We start from the raw sequence: 16139 nt of genomic DNA on the forward strand, positions 1-16139 counted from the left end.
AGACCATCAGACTGTTATTCGCAAGAGGTGCATAATATGTATGATGTTATAGGAGCGGGAATCGGGCCGTTTAATTTAGGGCTTGCCGCATTGTTAGAGGATATACCCGGAACAGACGCTCTTTTTTTCGATAAAAAGAAAGAATTTGCGTGGCATCCGGGCCTGTTAATTAAAGGAACTGATTTACAGGTGGCGTTTCTGGCGGACCTGGTCACGCTCGCCGATCCGAAAAGCCGCTACACGTTTTTAAACTTTCTCCATGAACATGACCGGCTGTACCGGTTTTATACGTTTAATGAATTTGATATTCCGAGACGGGAATTTAACGACTATTTGAGCTGGGCGGCTTCAGAAATCAAATCATGCCGTTTCGGCTCAGAGGTAATCGGCGTGAAAAATGCCGGCGGACATTATGACGTCAGCGTCAAGAACATTGAGGACGGAAGCATCAGTGTCTATCAAACGAAGCATTTCGTCATGGGAACGGGGGCTGAACCGCTTATTCCCGCAGAGATTGCTGACGAAGCGCGTCAGGACACGATGGTCAGCACGGAATATTTGTTTCGGAAAGACGAGCTCGCCGGCGCCGAATCAATTACAGTGGTCGGCTCCGGACAGAGCGCCGCGGAGATCTTTTCTGACTTATTGCACGATGAACAATACCGCCGCAGCCGGCTGCAATGGGTGACACGCTCCGCCGGATTCCGAGAATTGGAAACCGCCAAGCTCGGACAGGAAATGTTTACACCTGATTATGTGGAATATTTTAACCGCCTGCCTTTTAAAGAACGGCTGAACACGCTCCCTGAGCTGGACGGACTGCGCCACGGCATTGATTCTGACACACTTGCCGCCATTTACGATGCCCTGTATCACAGATCGATCAGCGGAGGTTCGCCTGACGTATATATTCAGCCGATGGCGGAGCTTAAAAAAATTGAAAAGCAAAACGGGCGCTGCGTACTGAGCTTTCATCAATGGCAGATGGATGAAACCTTTACGGCCGATTCAGAAAAAGTGATTTTGGCGACCGGCTTTAAACCTCATATTCCGGAATGGTTTACGGCAATTGCCCCCGATATCGAATGGGAGGATGAGAAACGCTTTAAAGTGACGGCCGATTCCCGTCTTGTCTTTAAGGACGACAGGCGGCATCATTTTTTCACATTAACGAATCTTGATCATGCTCACGGAACGGGCGCTACGAATTTGAAGCTGTCTGTTTATAGAAACCAAAAAATCATCAATACCATTCTGGGAAAAGAGCATTTCTCCATTAATAAAAAAACGGCTTTTCAGCAATTTCTTCCCGCTCAAAAAAACTGACCCCTTATGAAGAGGTCAGCTTTTTTTTATGATTTCTGCGGCTTCTTTTAAGGCGTCTTCCATTTGAACACGCTGTTCAACAGGAGATATATCCGCTTCGATTCTTTCGTGAGCAAAGGGCCGAAGATGGCCAGTATCAAAACATATAAGGCGGCGAAAGGTTTAAGTGAAGCGGACAGGCCGCCGGCGATGCCGAGATTTGCGACGATAATGGAGAATTCGCCGCGTGACACAATGGTCAGCCCGATATTAGACGATGCTTTATGAGAAAGCCCCGCCCGGCGCCCGGCGATCATGCCGGCAATAAAGTTTCCGGCAATCGTCAGCAGAACGGCGCCGAGGGCAAGCCATACCGCATCTCCGAGTGAAAACGGATCAATGCTGAGACCGAAGCTGAAGAAAAACATGGCCCCGAAAAAGTCACGGAACGGCACGACAAGATGCTCAATCCTGTCAGAATGGGCCGTCTCCGAAAACACGAGTCCGAGCAAGAGCGCGCCGATCGCTTCAGCGACATGAATCGTTTCGGAAAAGCCGGCAATGAAAAAGAGCGCGGCGAAAATGACGATGACAAATACCTCGTTTGAACGGATATCAAGCAGCTTGTTCAGCAGAGGCGGCAATTTTCGAGCGGCAATGAAAAACAGCAGCATATATCCGAAAGCGATCACGATTGACATCAGCGCGCCTCCGACAGACGTCGCGTCTCCCAGAACAAGCCCGGAAACGACGGACAAGTAAACCGCCAGAAAGATATCCTCAAACATAATGATGCCGAGAATCAGCTCCGTTTCCGGATTGGCCGTGCGCTTTAAGTCGACAAGCACCTTTGCGACAATGGCGCTTGATGATATCGTGATGACGCCCGCCAATACAAGCACTTCCAAAAAGGAAAAGCCTGTGATAAAGCCGTAGATCAGCCCTAAACTGAAATTAATCAGAATATAAATCGTTCCGCCGGCGGCGATAGAACGTCCGGATTTGACTAATTTTCCGACCGAGAATTCAAGCCCGAGGTAAAAGAGGAGGAACAGGACGCCCATTCGTCCGAAAAATTCAATCACTTCCCGGCTTTCGATAAACGTCAGGTCAATGATGCCCGCTTGGGGCGCGTGCGGCCCGACGAGCATTCCTAAAATGATCAGGAAGGGGATGATCGAGAATTTAATTTTATTGGCGATGACACTCGCAATAGCCACAAGAACTAACGCCGTACCGACTTCAAATACGAGATGGTCCATAAACAGATCACACTCCGTCTCTGGAGAGGAAGTCTTGGATCAGCTTTTTCAGATGCTTTCTTTCACCTGAGAGGACGAGTGTATCGTTTGCTTCAAGGAGCGAATCAGCGCCCGGGTTTAAAAGCTTTTTCTGGTTATGCTTAATGATGGCGATGACCGTCACGTCATAGTTCTGCCGCACATCCAGTTCGCCGAGCGTCCGCCCTGCCGCTTTTGCCCCTTTTTCAACTTTAAACCATTCGATAATCAGATCGTTGAACGCCATTTCAATCGATTCAAGCGCCTGCGGTTTATACACCATACCGCCGATAATCGCGGCAATCTGTCTTGCTTCCGCATCATCAAGTGAAATGCTTGCCAGAAGCTCATCAGGGTCGCGGTCATCAAATCTGTAAATTTCCCGCCTGCCGTCATCATGAATGATGATCGTCATTTTTTCATGATTTCTCGTTTCGATTTCGAATTTTTTCCCGATGCCGGGCAGATCGTTTTCTTTAATATTCATAAAAAATCCCTCCGGAATATACTGTTTTTACATCGTAAATACAGATTGGCAATGAGAAATGGTCTGATGCCGGAGGTAATTTGACTGGTATTGTATCGGAATGGCGCATGTCTTTTCCATTGTGGAATCAATGAATTGATCAAGAGGTTTGACAGATAACAGGGAGATCATCCGGGATAACGCACCGTATCCTTTTGACAGGCCTTGCGGAGCGGTTTTGGTGTGAACTGGCGTCTTTGCCGAATCCGTTTCCTGCGGGTAAACCGAAATTTGTACATGGCTGTCTGTTTCTGTCACCAATTGGGAAGGAAGAGCGACATCCGAAGGGGGGAACAGCACCATAAAAAAGCTCAGTAACAAGCTGAGTATCACATATTTCATTATCGGCGTTTTTCCCCCCTTTTGTTTTGTATATCAATTTCACTATATAAAAATGTATGTTCAGTTTCAAATGATATGCATTTTTCGGTATCTATTGACCTTGAAAAATAAAGGAATTTCGCTTCGGCGGAAGGAATATATCATTTGAACAAAATATGTAAGCGGATTCAAGGAGGATGTAAACATGCAGTATATTCGCTATGAAGAAAAGGGAAAGATCGCAGAGATTGTGCTGAACCGGCCTGACAGTTACAACGCGCTGAATGAACAAATGCTCCGGGAATTGGAAAACGCATGCGTGATGGCCGCCGACAGTGAGGCGCTTATCGTGCTTTTACGGGGGGAAGGCCGGGGATTTTCCGCGGGCGGTGATATTCAGATGATGACGTCGGATCATGATTCAGGAGAATATGAACGGCTCATGAAAATGATCGAATCCATTACACTGACGCTCTATGATATGAAAAAAATTGTGATAGCCGCCATCCACGGAGCTGCGGCGGGGCTCGGGCTGAGTTTCGCGCTGTGCGCCGATGTGGTGCTCGCTGAAGAAAACGCCCGCCTCGCGATGAATTTCATCGGCATCGGATTGGTTCCCGATGGAGGAGGCCATTATTTATTAATGAGACGCGTCGGTGAGATCGAAGCGAAAAAACTGATTTGGAGCGGTGAAAAATTGCCTGCTGAAAAAGCGGTGCGGCTCAAGCTTGCCGACGGGCTGTTCAGCGGCGGCCCTGCGGAGGGGGCACAACCGTATATCGACCGATTGCTGCATGCGCCGCTGTCAGCGATGATTGAAACGAAGGCTATTTATCAGAGCCTCCATATCAGCCGGTTAAAAGATGTTTTGTCTCTTGAACGAAAGGCCCAGGAAAATATGAGAAAAACGGATGATCATAAAGAGGGCATCCGCGCCTTTTTAGAAAAACGGACGCCGCAATTTAACCGGTAAAATACAGAAGCCGGAAAGCTTCTGTTATCTGTGGAACAAAATCAGCTTTCCGGCTTCATTTACCAAGCGGTGAGTACTGTTCTCAAGCTTTTTTTCCTTTAACAAAGCCTCTCCGGCGGCCTTCGCCTCCGCCTCATTATCCGCTTCGATCCGTTCATTCAGCAACGTTTCTCCCGACGCATGGAATGCGGTCAATACATATTGTCCCATCATGTCACCCCCTTTATAGAATGATATTCTGATAAAGAATTTAAAATCCTCCATTAATTTTTACCCATTATTAGTATATAATGGGTCAAGGAAGGAGTTGGATTCGTGCTTACAATTGAAAACGTAACGAAAACATTCGGCAGCTTTACCGCTGTTGACAATTTGAACCTGCAAATACCTGAAAGGGAAATGTTCGGGCTCCTCGGCGCAAACGGCGCGGGAAAAACGACGACCTTTCGGATGATTTTAGGTCTTTTAAGCCTGACTGACGGGCATATCACCTGGAAAGGGCAGCCGGTCAATTATTCCATCAGTGAAAAAATCGGCTATCTCCCGGAAGAGCGGGGGCTGTATCCGAAAGTGAAGGTGAGTGACCAGCTTGTCTATCTGGCGAGATTAAAAGGAATGGGCAAAAAAGAGGCGGAAAAAGAGCTCATGACATGGCTCGAGCGGTTCGGCATTACAGATTACAAGAATAAGAAAGTCGAAGAGCTGTCGAAAGGAAACCAGCAGAAAATCCAATTCATTTCGGCCGTCCTGCATAAGCCTGAACTGCTGATTCTCGATGAACCTTTCAGCGGTCTTGATCCGGTGAATGTCGAGCTGCTGAAAGAAGCGGTTATTTCTTTGAAAAACAGCGGCGTTTCCATCGTTTTTTCAAGCCACCGAATGGAGCATGTGGAAGAACTTTGTGAGAATTTGTGCATTCTCCAGAAGGGAAAACCCGTCGTTCAAGGCAATCTGAAAGACATTAAGCGGTCTTTCGGCAAAAAAAATGTCACCGTTCATTCAGATGATGACCTCAGCTTTTTAAAAACGCATGAAGGTGTCGTGAAATGGAAGGAAACAAATGACGGAATCAGACTGCAGGTCGCGAATGAACCGGTTTCTCAGGATATTTTCCGGGCGCTGCAAGGGAAAGGTTTTATACGGAAGTTCGAATTGGAAGAGCCGTCACTGCATGATATTTTTATAGAAAAGGTGGGGGCCGTTTATGAATAAATTTTGGATTATGCTGTTTCATACATATAAAAACAAAATCGCGACAAAGTCATTCATTATTTCGACCGCCATTACCGTTTTATTAGTATTAGCGGTGACCAACCTGCAATCGATTATATCCGTGTTTCAATCGGATGACGGCAAGCAGCAAATTGCGGTGATTGATGAAACGGGCGGGCTGTACCCGGCGTTTGCAAAACAGCTTAAAGCGGCGGATACAGACAATGATCTGCAGGCAATGGAGACGAAGGAGTCCGAAAAAGATGCCGTAAAGCGTGTCAAAGACGGTGAATGGGACGGACTGTTTATCATCAGACAAGATCAAAAAGGAACGATAACAGGAGCCTACAAAGCGCTGACCATTTCTGATGAATCAGCGTATAAACTGCTCAAGCAGGCTTTAACCCAGACAAAAACCGCTGTCGAAACCGCCAAGCTCGGCATTTCGGCAGAAAAAGTCAGCAGCCTCTACACTCCGCCGGAAGTCAGCAAAGACGCGCTGGAAAAAGGGGCGAAATCTGAGGAAGAGCTCGGTCAGGTAATGGGGCTTGTCTACATCATGCTGTTTGTCATCTACTTCTCAGTTATCATGTACGCAAGCATGATTGCGATGGAAGTGGCGACGGAAAAATCGTCCCGCGTCATGGAAATTTTAATTTCAAGCATGCCGCCGATTCAGCAGATGTTTGCCAAACTGTTCGGTATCGCGCTCGTGGGGATCACACAGTTTGCGGTGCTGATTGCGGCTGGTTATCTCTCACTGAAGCTGAACCCTCAAAATGATGCGTCGTCGCCGATCAGTGCATTTCTCAATTTTAAGGATGTTCCCGTCTCGACGATAGTCTATGCTGTCATTTTCTATTTGCTCGGCTATTTTCTTTACGCGACGCTTGCCGCGTTTCTCGGCAGTGTTGTCAGCCGGATAGAGGACGTACAGCAGACGATTCAGCCGATGGTTTTTTTAGTCGTGGCAGGTTTTATGATCGCCATGTTCGGCATCGGCAATCCTGACGCCGGTTTTATTACCGTTACCTCTTACATTCCGTTTTTCACGCCGATGATTATGTTTTTACGCGTCGGGATGCTCGATATCCCGTTTTGGCAGGCTGCGGCCGGAATCGCCCTGACACTGCTCACTATCGTGATCTTTGCAGCGGTCGGCGCGAAAATTTACAAAGGCGGCGTTTTGATTTACGGAAACGCCAGCGGATTCAAAGCGATCAAACAAGCGCTGCGCATCTCCAAAAAATAAGTGAAACAGCCCGGAACAGCGGGACTGACCCCATAATATGAGACAAACAAAAAACACCTTCAAGTTTGAAAACGGATCGTTGTTATCCGAAATTAGACTTGGAGGTGTTTTTCTATGAGGGCAAGAGTGAGTTATCCGGTTGAAGTCAAACAGAAGGCTGTAGAAATGAGATTGGCGGGCGTGCCTGTGAAGGAGATCATGCAGGAATTGAATATAAAGAATAAGACGCAGGTGCAGACATGGGTCAGGTGGTATAAAGCTGGGGACACACATCGATTCGAACAACCTGTCGGAAAGCAATATTCTTATGGAAAAGGTCCAGAGTATTCTTCCGAATTAGAGAAACTGCAGGCAGAAAATCGTTATCTGAGACAACAGAATGAAGTGTTAAAAAAGTACAACGAATTGGAAAGGAAGCTGATAGCGAAACGCCAGTCGAGCTTGTAGAAGCATTGCGCAGCACAATGACCATAAAGGATATCTGTATTCATTTAGGTATCTCACGAGCATCTTATTATCGTTGGAAGAAGAATCTGATGAAAGATAACCCTAAATACCATTTAGAAAAACAAATCGGCACGTTGTGCCGAGAACACAAGTATCGATATGGCTATCGGAAAATCACAGCCATATTAAAAAAGGGAATGCGTATGAATCATAAAACGGTTCAGCGCATTATGCAGAAGAATCAGTGGCAATGCCGGGTTAAGGTGAAAAAGCGTAAGAAGAATGGGCAGCCATATGCCGTGGCCGAGAATATATTGGATCGGAACTTTCAGTCTGATCGCCCTCTGGAAAAGCTAGTAACGGATATCACATATTTGCCTTATGGGCAGAAACAATTGTATCTTTCCAGTATATTGGATTTATACAATGGAGAAGTGATTGCTTTTACGATTGGCGATAGACAGGACACAGACTTTGTCTTACACACACTTGATCAGCTGCCCGCACTGCCAGAGAACTGTGTGTTACATAGTGACCAAGGTTCTGTTTATACATCTTATGAGTATCAGAAAGCTGTTAAAACAAAAGGCATTACCATGAGCATGTCCCGCAAAGGGACGCCCGCTGATAATGCCTCCATCGAATCGTTTCATTCCTCACTAAAGTCTGAAACGTTCTACCTCGACAGGTTGGAAAGCACTACGACGACCATCGTAGAACAAACTGTCGAAACCTATATACACTATTATAACAACATTCGTATTCAAACGAAACTAAACAACCAGCCGCCGGTCACATACCGACAGCTGGCTGCTTAAAGGTGTTTTGATCCCTGTCTCAAAAACGGGGGTCAGTCCCCAGCCGGGCTGTTTTTTTATTTTACAGAACGTGCATTCGTATAAAAACGGTGCTAAAATAAGGGTAATTCAATTTGCAGAAAGGGGAGGGCGAGATGGCTGATCTGACGTTTATTCATGCCGCTGACCTGCATCTGGACAGCCCGTTTTACGGCATTTCGAATCTGCCTGAACCGGTATATGCGCGTATTAAAGAAAGCACATTTCACAGCGTCCGCCGACTGACGGACGGGGCACTCCGGGAGCAGGCAGATTTCGTGCTGCTTTCGGGGGATCTGTTTGACGAAGCCAACAGAAGTTTAAAAGCCCAGCTGTTTTTGAGAAAACAGTTTACGAGATTACAGGAAGCGGATATCCAAGTGTTCGTCATATTCGGCAACCATGATCATTTGGGCGGTAAGTGGTCGCCGATTGAATGGCCGGAAAATGTACATATCTTCACCTCGGATACACCGGAGGAAAAATCTTTCTTTAAAAACGGAGAGCTTGCGGCAAGCATATACGGATGCAGCTATCAGGAAAGAAGCGTAACGGTCAATCAGGCGGCCCGTTACCGGAAAATGACCGGCGCGCCTTATCATATCGGCATGCTCCACGGCATGTTATCAGGAGCGGAAGGGCATGACCCGTACTGCCCGTTTACGAAAGAAGACCTTGAAAAAAGCGGCATGGATTACTGGGCGCTCGGACACATTCATAAACGGCAGGTTCTGTCCGCCCAGCATCCCGCCGCCATTTACCCGGGGAATATTCAAGCCCGGCATTTAAAAGAAACCGGGCCTAAGGGATATTATCTCGTCCGGGCGGCAAACGGTGAGATGTCTTGGGAATTCAAAGAAGCGCATGATGTGTTATGGGAGGAAATTGATCTTGATATCTCCGGAGCTGAACATATGACTTCACTTCTGAAAGCCGCATCGGATACATTCTCCGGCTTGCGCGCGGCGGGCCGCCCGGCATGTGTCAGGCTGGTGCTTCGCGGCGCGGCGCCCCGCTTTTGGACGGAGGCGCCCGCAGGTATCGCGGAGGAGCTTCTTTCCGCTTTACAAGAGGAAGAGGCCGAAGAGGAATGTTTCGTCTGGCCGCTTGCGCTTGAGGATCGGACGGATCAAACAGACACCGTGCCGCCTGATCCGTTTTTTAAAGGGCTCCTTCAGGACATAGAACAATGTGCGGACATGAGCGGTGTGTTTGAAGCCCTTGAGCGTCATCCCGTATACCGGCGTCAGATGGCTTCATTTACAGATGAAGAGATACTGGATATTAAGCGGCAGGCTCAAGCCGTTTTAAGACGCCAGATGAAGGAGCTTCAGCGATGAAAATAACGGCGATGCATATTTACCAATACGGAAAATTTTCCGATCGAAGTTTTCAGCTGTCAGATTCTCCCGTGCAAGTGATCTACGGGTTAAATGAAGCGGGCAAAACGACATTGATGTCCTTTATCAAAAGCGTGCTGTTCGGTTTTCCGAAATCAAAAAAATACGAACCGAAAAACGGCGGGGTTTACGGCGGCGCTGTGGAATTGAAGCATGTCGATCACGGCGCTGTCAAAATCGAACGGACAAAAGGCGCTGCCGAAAAAGTCAGAGTGTATACGGCTTCAGGCGAAATCAAGGACGGAGAATGGCTCAAACAGCTTCTCTCCGATACAGACCGGGCGCTGTACGAAGCGATCTATTCGTTCGATGTATTCGGACTGCAGGAGATTCAAGCTTTTAACCGGGACAAAATCGGCGAGTTTCTCCTGTATTCGAGCTTATTCGGGTCGGAAGCGGCGGCAAAGCTTGACGGGCGACTGGCAAAAGAACTTGACAGGATGTATAAGCCGAACGGGCGGAACCCCCGCTTAAATCAGGAGTTGGATACATTAAAGCGGCTCAGCGCCCAGCTGAAACAGGCGGAAGCTGCGGAAGCGGGCTATCACAGCCTTCTGGAAGAGAAAAAAAGCGCCGGCGGCCGTTTGCAGGATGCCGAAGCACGATTGAAAGACATAACTGAAGAAATCAAAACAGTAAAATCGGCGATAGAAGCAAAGCCGCTCGCAGACAAAAAAACAGCCTTGGAAAGCGAACTTTCTTCTTATCCGGTAGCATTGAAGCAATTCCCGAAGGACGGAATGCATCAGCTTGAAAAATACGAATCGCATCTCCATCCGAAAGCGGCCCGTCTTGAGGGGCTTCGGGCAAAAGCGGCTGAACTCAGGCGGCAGACTGATCTGCTCGCTCCAAATGAGGACTTGCTGCAAAAAGAGCGGCAGCTGCAGGAGCTTTCCGGCGAGCAGCATATGTACGAATCGCGCGGCGAACAGCTTGCCGCCATCCAATCACAGATCCGGCAGACATCTGCCCGCGTTTCGTCAGGATTGCAGCAGCTCGGAAGACATGAGGAGGACGGCATTCTTTCACTGAACACCGATTATGAATATGAATGGCGGCTGCAGGAAGCCGTGCAGAGCGCCGGACAGGCAAGAGAAAGAAAGACACAGCTTGATGCGATTTTCGAACAAGCGCGGCTGGAGCTGGAAGAAGCCGAACGAAAACATGCCTTGACGGCAGAAAACATTTTGGACCCCGCTGTCAGGAAAGAAAAAGAAGCCGCTTTACAATCATATAAGCAAATGGCTGATACAGAAGGAAACGAATGGCAGGCACATGTTCAGCATCTGGAAAAACAGCGCGCCAAACAAAAAAAGCTCTTTCTCGGTGCGGGCATTCTGTTCATTGCGATTTTCGCTATGTTAAAGGAATGGCTGCCCGCCGCCCTTTTTACCGGCGCTCTGCTGCTGTATATGCTGTCCGGCATGCAAAAACCGCTGCCGTCAGAAAGAGGAGGGCCCGGACACAAGAAAAAGAAGCCGGCGATCTCTAAAGAAGCGGCTGATCTTCTGCAGGAAGAGCTTTGGCGTGACGGCCGGCACCGGCAGCAGCTGATTGCGGATCAAGCCGTGCTTGAACAGAAAGAAGCGGCATATGAAAGAGTCATCCGCCAATATGAAGAATGGGAGGCCGAAATGGCGCCGTCTGAAAAACAGGCGGAACTTTTTATGAATGAACTGGGGTTTTCAGGAAGTCCTTCCCATCTTCTTGACGCATATCATGTGATGAAAGATGTCAAAAAAGAAATCCTTAACAAGCATGAGCTGACCATTGAAGCGGGCAGGCTGCAAAAGCTGCAAAGAGCATTTGAGGACCGGGTCAAAAAGCTGAGTCCTTCAGACGGAAGGGAGCTGTCCGTAAAAGAAAGACTGCACGTTTTGCTGGCGCAGGCGGAACGGGCCCGTGAGGAAGCAAAACGAAAGCAGGCGCTCGAAACGGATCTGCTGCATGCACAAGAGCAAATGCGTGAATTAAACGAAGAAGTTCATTACTACGAACAGCAGGTCAAACAGCTTTTCATGGCGGCAGGCGCAAAAAACCGCGAACACTTTTGTGAACTCGCCAGGCTGACTGAAAGCCGCCGGGAAACAGAGCGGCAGCTGCGCGAAATCAAAACGCACTTGTCCGGCATAGGCGGAAAACAGCTGGAGCCGTACATGAGCCGCACAGTGTCCGAACTTGAACATACAGTCGTTCAGAAGGAAACAGAGAAAAAAACGCTTGAGGAAAAAAGCGCCCAGCTCCGTGAGCAAACCGCTTTATTAACGGTGAAGCAAGAGCAGCTGGAGTCCTCGGGGCTTGTATCCGATTTAAAACAGCAGACAGAAATGCAGAAGGAGCGCGTGAAAAAAACCGCTAAAGAGTGGGCCGCATTACAGACGGTCAGACACATTATCAGGGAAAAAATGGAGCGGCATAAAAAAGTGACGCTTCCCCGTCTGTTAGAAACCGCCGGTGCATTATACGGACCGCTTACGGACGGACGCTATCACAAATTGTATTTTTCCGAGGCTGATGATTCCATTATGGTTATGCGGAAAGACGGAACGGTGTTTTCTGCAGGCGAACTGTCACAGGCGGCATGCGAGCAGCTTTATGCGGCGATTCGTTTTGCCCTTGCGTCAGAGAGGGAATCTGCGGTATCACTGCCGTTTTTACTTGATGACAGTTTTGTCCATTTTGACAGGCAGCGGCTGCAGCGGCTGTTTGATGTGCTGAATCAGCTTTCAGAAGGCGGGCGGCAGATACTTTATTTCACCTGCCATGAGCATGTCAGCCGGTCTTTTCACAGCGGACAAGTCATGCGGCTCCTGTCATAAAAGAGTTTATTTTCAAAAAAGAGGTATGTGCTATACTGGTATTATGTAAGATATGGAGGGAGCTTTTAATAGAATGGCAAAAGGTATTATGCTGCACGAGGTCGGCGAGCAGGTCGATCAATACTTTCTGATTAAATCTTCGACTAAGGGAATCGCAAGCAACGGAAAACCATTCCTGACGTTAATGCTGCAGGACCAATCGGGAGATATCGAAGCGAAGCTGTGGGATGCCAAGCCGACTGATGAAGTAACGTACGCGGCGCAGACGATCGTGAAGGTGATCGGAGATGTCCATCACTATCGCGGACGAAACCAGCTTAAGCTGAGAAACATCCGGCCGGCCGGCGAGAACGAAAATGTCAGCATTGATGATTTTCTGGAAACGGCGCCGATTCCGAAAGATGAAATGATGGAAACCATCACTCAATACATTTTTGAAATGAAAAATCCAAACATCCAGCGGATCACGAGACATCTGGTCAAAAAATATGCGGCTGAGTTTATGGATTATCCGGCGGCGGCTAAAAACCACCATGAGTTCGTTTCAGGGCTTGCGTATCATGTAGTGTCCATGCTGAACCTGGCAAAAGCGATAGCCGATCTGTATCCGTCTCTTGACCGGGATTTACTGTATGCCGGAGTCATTCTGCATGATCTCGGCAAAGTAAAAGAGCTTTCAGGCCCCGTCTCCACGACGTACACCGTGGAAGGGAATCTGCTCGGACACATTTCGATCATGGTGACAGAGCTTTCAAAAGCAGCCGAAGAGCTTCAGATTGACGCTGAAGAAGTGCTGATTCTGAAGCATTTGATTTTAAGCCATCACGGAAAAGCGGAATGGGGAAGCCCGAAACCGCCGATGGTGAAAGAAGCGGAAATTCTTCACTACATTGACAATCTGGATGCAAAAATGATCATGATGGACAGAGCGCTGGAACGGGTGAAGCCGGGCGAATACACAGAGCGTGTATTTGCGCTTGAAAACCGTTCTTTCTACAAACCGACTTTCCATCAATAAGATAAAAAGGCCGATTCTCTATGATCGGTCTTTTTTACGTTCAGCTCTCATAACTTGTCTTTATCAAGCATAGCTTAGAATAAAGACTCTGGGTGAAAAAGGGAGGAAACCGACGTGCTATTTTTTCCTTGGTGGGTATACCTTTGCATTATCGGAATTATTTTCAGCGCTTATAAGCTTTTCACAACAGCTAAAGAAGAGGAAAAGCTTGACCAGTCGTTTATTGAAAAAGAAGGAAGGGTGTATATTGAACGGATGGAACAGGAACGCGAGCGCCGTATGGCGGCGCCCGCAAGTGAAAACGGGGATGCGGAAGAAAACTCCAATCATTCCATCGCATAAAAAAACTGTGCGGCTCGCCGAGAGCCCGCACAGTTTTTTTATTTAGATTCAGAAGAAGTTGAAGTGTTAAACGTGTCTTTTAAGTCTTTGTCTTCCACTTTTACGTCAGCTTTTTTCATGACTTTTTGAATTGCCGCCTGTACAGCTGAGTTGTCGTTTAATTTCTGTTTAAGAACTTCTTCTTTCAATTCTTTTTTCATGTCATCATATTTGCCGCGTTCTTCTGTCTTTTTGATGATATGATAACCGAATTTTGTTTTGACCGGATCGCTGACTTGTCCGACTTTCAGGCCGAATGCAGCTTTGCTGAATGTTTCATCCATTGACTTTTTATCGAACCAGCCAAGGTCGCCGCCGTTGTCTTTTGAGCTGTCAGTTGAATATTCTTTCGCAAGCGTTTCAAACTTCTCGCCTTTTTTCAGCTTTTTCTCCACTTCGTCAGCTGTCTTTTTGTCAGCGACAAGGATGTGGCTCGCGCGGATTTTACCTTTTAAGCCATCGTAATATTCTTTCGTATCGGAGTCAGTCACTTTGATGTTGTCTTTCGCCGCTTTTTGTGCAAGCAGTTCGTACTTCACCTGATCTTTCAGGTAATCTTCGCCGTACTGCTGTTTAAGGGCGCTGTACTGATCGCCGAGCTGCGTTTTGTACTCTTTCAGCTTGGTATCGATTTCTTTATCCGATACTTTGTATTTTTTTGCTAATACTTTTTCTTGTACGAGCTGTGTCAGCACACTTGCGCCCGCGGTTTTTTTCATGTTCGTGTAGAGCTCGCCTTTTGTTACATTTCCGGCATCCGTCTTGGCAATCACGTCGTTGTCGCCGCTGCTGCAAGCGCTGAGAGCCAGGACGCTCGTTGCCGTAATAGCTGCTATCGCGATTTTCTTCATTCCTTTAAACACTCCTAATCATCCAAATTAAATTGCATATGCGTATCATAACATATTGTGGCTTTCTGTAAAAAGATTTTAAATAAAGGGCATTCGTCTAGTCAAACTTTTTCCTGATACATACAAATATATTGATCATGAAAAGGAGGTAATGAACCATGGGCGGAGGATATTCAAACGGTTTCGCACTGCTCGTAGTACTGTTCATATTGCTTATCATCGTAGGTGCAGCTTACATTTGTTAAGCGAAACGGATCGCTTTTTCTAAAAGCGGTCCGTTTTCTTACCCGAGCGCCTAATCGTTTCAGAAGTAAATTGCATATGATGTAATTGGAAAAATAAAACGTTTTGTAGGAGGTGCTTTTGGAGATGGGTGAAGTATTTGCAGGCGGTTTTGCATTATTGGTTGTTCTGTTCATCTTATTGATCATCATCGGCGCTTCTTGGCTTTATTAAGAAAAAAATATGGCTGTCGGGGGGTCAGACCTCCGTCAGCCATATTTTTTTGCCTGTTTACACAGTAAAGGAGATCTCGACGAATGAAGAGATCAGTAAAATTAAAATAGATACATTAATAAAACGGAATACCTTATCCTGCCGGTCTTCAGGAATCTCTCTGACAAGGCATAATGTATTTGTGAGCCTGTTTATGAAATAAAGAATAAACAGGGCAGCCACGATAAAATAGAATAAAATGATGGGAGATTCCCCCTCTCTCTGAACTGCTCCCATATTACATTACCAAATATTTATTAAAAAAGATAGAATGTAACCTGAAAAATCAGCGGGACATCAAGACTCCGGCACTTTTTTTACTAAAATATCAAAACCGTCGGATTCCTGGTCAATCAGACATGATTTGGGCGCTTTGACCAGATGCAGGGCAAACAGAAGATCAGGCAGGCAATACCCCGCATGGATGCTCGAAATCATATAAAAGTAATGAGCGTGTCTCGGAAATGCCAGTCCGGCATAAAACAATAACGGCGTAATGAATAAAAACGGGCTGATCGTTGAAATCAGCATCGTCGTTTTCGGTATGCCTTTCCATGTCGGCATCCGCAAGAAGTACATTTTCATTTCCTTTTTTCTTTTTTTACAGATCATCGGCAGGACATGTATGACTTTATGTACAAATAAAGTAACAACGAGCAGAACACAAAAAGCAAACACGTGCCCGTCACTTAAACTGATATTCGGACGCAGCAGCCCGAATGCCAAGAAGTTGCATATAAAAAACAGGATCATAAAACCTACAGCAGTCAATAATAAACGAACCGCACCATAATCTTTGATCAGATTAATGGTTTTCCAGCAATTCATCAGAGTCATCCTTCCGTACAAAGATGGAATACAATCTCAAAATAATTTACTCTCTTCAGGAGAAAAAATCAATCCTTTTTTAAAGAAAAAAATAAACCTGGAAAGAGAAGAACAGAAGAGCTCGGTGAAACATGGAAATGTACGGTTTAACCTTTCTTCTCCATTCATTATCAGCTAAAATAAGATTAAAGATAG

Annotated in this window: 18 protein-coding genes; 11 read left to right on the forward strand and 7 right to left on the reverse strand. The window is 46.8% G+C overall.

The annotated features are described in order from the left end of the window. The first annotated feature begins 36 nt into the window (after positions 1–36). On the forward strand, positions 37–1326 hold the full coding sequence (locus NSQ37_RS10510) for a lysine N(6)-hydroxylase/L-ornithine N(5)-oxygenase family protein (RefSeq protein WP_136396240.1): 1290 nt from the start codon (positions 37–39) through the stop codon (positions 1324–1326). 47 nt (positions 1327–1373) lie between these two features. Here NSQ37_RS10510 and NSQ37_RS10515 read toward each other — a convergent pair whose 3' ends face one another. Genes NSQ37_RS10515 through NSQ37_RS10525 form a run of 3 tightly spaced genes read right to left on the reverse strand, consistent with a single transcriptional unit; the run spans position 1374 to position 3453 of the window. Then, entirely contained in the window at positions 1374–2567 is a 1194-nt protein-coding gene (locus tag NSQ37_RS10515; protein WP_254003640.1) for a cation:proton antiporter, read from the reverse strand. A gap of 7 nt (positions 2568–2574) precedes the next feature. Beyond that, the gene (locus NSQ37_RS10520) at positions 2575–3072 is read right to left on the reverse strand and encodes a cation:proton antiporter regulatory subunit (protein ID WP_012117200.1); all 498 of its coding nucleotides are present in this window, start codon (positions 3070–3072) and stop codon (positions 2575–2577) included. Between the two features lie 27 nt (positions 3073–3099). Further along, positions 3100–3453: a hypothetical protein gene (locus NSQ37_RS10525; RefSeq protein ID WP_326365234.1), complete on the reverse strand. Its 354-nt coding sequence runs from the start codon at positions 3451–3453 to the stop codon at positions 3100–3102. Positions 3454–3637: 184 nt separating this feature from the next. Here NSQ37_RS10525 and NSQ37_RS10530 point away from each other — a divergent pair, with 184 nt between their 5' ends. Then, entirely contained in the window at positions 3638–4405 is a 768-nt protein-coding gene (locus tag NSQ37_RS10530; RefSeq protein WP_007409232.1) for an enoyl-CoA hydratase, read from the forward strand. Between the two features lie 24 nt (positions 4406–4429). Here the strand turns inward: NSQ37_RS10530 and NSQ37_RS10535 are convergent, their stop codons facing one another. Next, a complete protein-coding gene (locus tag NSQ37_RS10535; RefSeq protein ID WP_015239502.1) occupies positions 4430–4615 on the reverse strand; it encodes a YhzD family protein in 186 nt (61 codons plus the stop codon). 105 nt (positions 4616–4720) lie between these two features. Between NSQ37_RS10535 and NSQ37_RS10540 the strand changes: the two genes are divergently transcribed. From NSQ37_RS10540 to NSQ37_RS10570, 7 genes are all read left to right on the forward strand, one after another. Next, positions 4721–5617 carry an ABC transporter ATP-binding protein gene (locus NSQ37_RS10540; RefSeq protein WP_007409231.1) on the forward strand — a complete coding sequence of 299 codons (897 nt, stop codon included), beginning with the start codon at positions 4721–4723 and terminating at the stop codon, positions 5615–5617. Next, positions 5610–6869 carry an ABC transporter permease gene (locus NSQ37_RS10545; RefSeq protein WP_025284501.1) on the forward strand — a complete coding sequence of 420 codons (1260 nt, stop codon included), beginning with the start codon at positions 5610–5612 and terminating at the stop codon, positions 6867–6869. Before NSQ37_RS10540 ends, NSQ37_RS10545 begins: the two co-directional genes overlap by 8 nt. 114 nt (positions 6870–6983) lie before the next feature. Beyond that, positions 6984–8134 (forward strand): IS3 family transposase gene (locus tag NSQ37_RS10550; RefSeq protein WP_094031235.1). Its coding sequence is split into 2 segments (ribosomal slippage): positions 6984–7257 and positions 7257–8134, totalling 1152 coding nucleotides; the frame shifts between segments, so codons are not numbered across the junction. A gap of 134 nt (positions 8135–8268) precedes the next feature. Beyond that, complete coding sequence (locus NSQ37_RS10555) at positions 8269–9492, forward strand: metallophosphoesterase family protein (protein ID WP_151280474.1); 1224 nt, start codon at positions 8269–8271, stop codon at positions 9490–9492. Then, positions 9489–12371 (forward strand): ATP-binding protein, encoded by a 2883-nt coding sequence (locus tag NSQ37_RS10560; RefSeq protein ID WP_341123703.1) that lies wholly within the window; start codon positions 9489–9491, stop codon positions 12369–12371. Before NSQ37_RS10555 ends, NSQ37_RS10560 begins: the two co-directional genes overlap by 4 nt. A gap of 73 nt (positions 12372–12444) precedes the next feature. Next, positions 12445–13389: a 3'-5' exoribonuclease YhaM gene (gene yhaM, locus NSQ37_RS10565; protein ID WP_015239507.1), complete on the forward strand. Its 945-nt coding sequence runs from the start codon at positions 12445–12447 to the stop codon at positions 13387–13389. Between the two features lie 114 nt (positions 13390–13503). Next, complete coding sequence (locus NSQ37_RS10570; RefSeq protein WP_012117207.1) at positions 13504–13731, forward strand: sporulation YhaL family protein; 228 nt, start codon at positions 13504–13506, stop codon at positions 13729–13731. 38 nt (positions 13732–13769) lie between these two features. On the opposite strand, the gene NSQ37_RS10575 is transcribed toward NSQ37_RS10570, so the two are convergent. Further along, positions 13770–14621, reverse strand: a complete 852-nt coding sequence (locus NSQ37_RS10575; RefSeq protein ID WP_015239508.1) for a peptidylprolyl isomerase — start codon at positions 14619–14621, stop codon at positions 13770–13772. Between the two features lie 158 nt (positions 14622–14779). Between NSQ37_RS10575 and yhzE1 the strand changes: the two genes are divergently transcribed. Together yhzE1 and yhzE2 are read left to right on the forward strand one after the other, a co-directional pair. Continuing rightward, positions 14780–14866 carry a sporulation protein YhzE1 gene (gene yhzE1, locus NSQ37_RS10580; protein WP_017417375.1) on the forward strand — a complete coding sequence of 29 codons (87 nt, stop codon included), beginning with the start codon at positions 14780–14782 and terminating at the stop codon, positions 14864–14866. 124 nt (positions 14867–14990) lie between these two features. Beyond that, entirely contained in the window at positions 14991–15077 is an 87-nt protein-coding gene (yhzE2, locus tag NSQ37_RS10585) for a sporulation protein YhzE2 (protein ID WP_003155248.1), read from the forward strand. Between the two features lie 57 nt (positions 15078–15134). Here the strand turns inward: yhzE2 and NSQ37_RS10590 are convergent, their stop codons facing one another. Then, entirely contained in the window at positions 15135–15353 is a 219-nt protein-coding gene (locus tag NSQ37_RS10590; RefSeq protein ID WP_003155245.1) for a hypothetical protein, read from the reverse strand. A 60-nt stretch (positions 15354–15413) separates the two neighbouring features. Further along, positions 15414–15944, reverse strand: a complete 531-nt coding sequence (locus NSQ37_RS10595; protein WP_007409225.1) for a DUF3267 domain-containing protein — start codon at positions 15942–15944, stop codon at positions 15414–15416. Positions 15945–16139 lie beyond the last annotated feature (195 nt).

This window comes from Bacillus sp. FSL P4-0334 (assembly GCF_038004825.1).
In the GTDB taxonomy this organism is placed as follows: Bacteria; Bacillota; Bacilli; order Bacillales; family Bacillaceae; genus Bacillus; species Bacillus velezensis.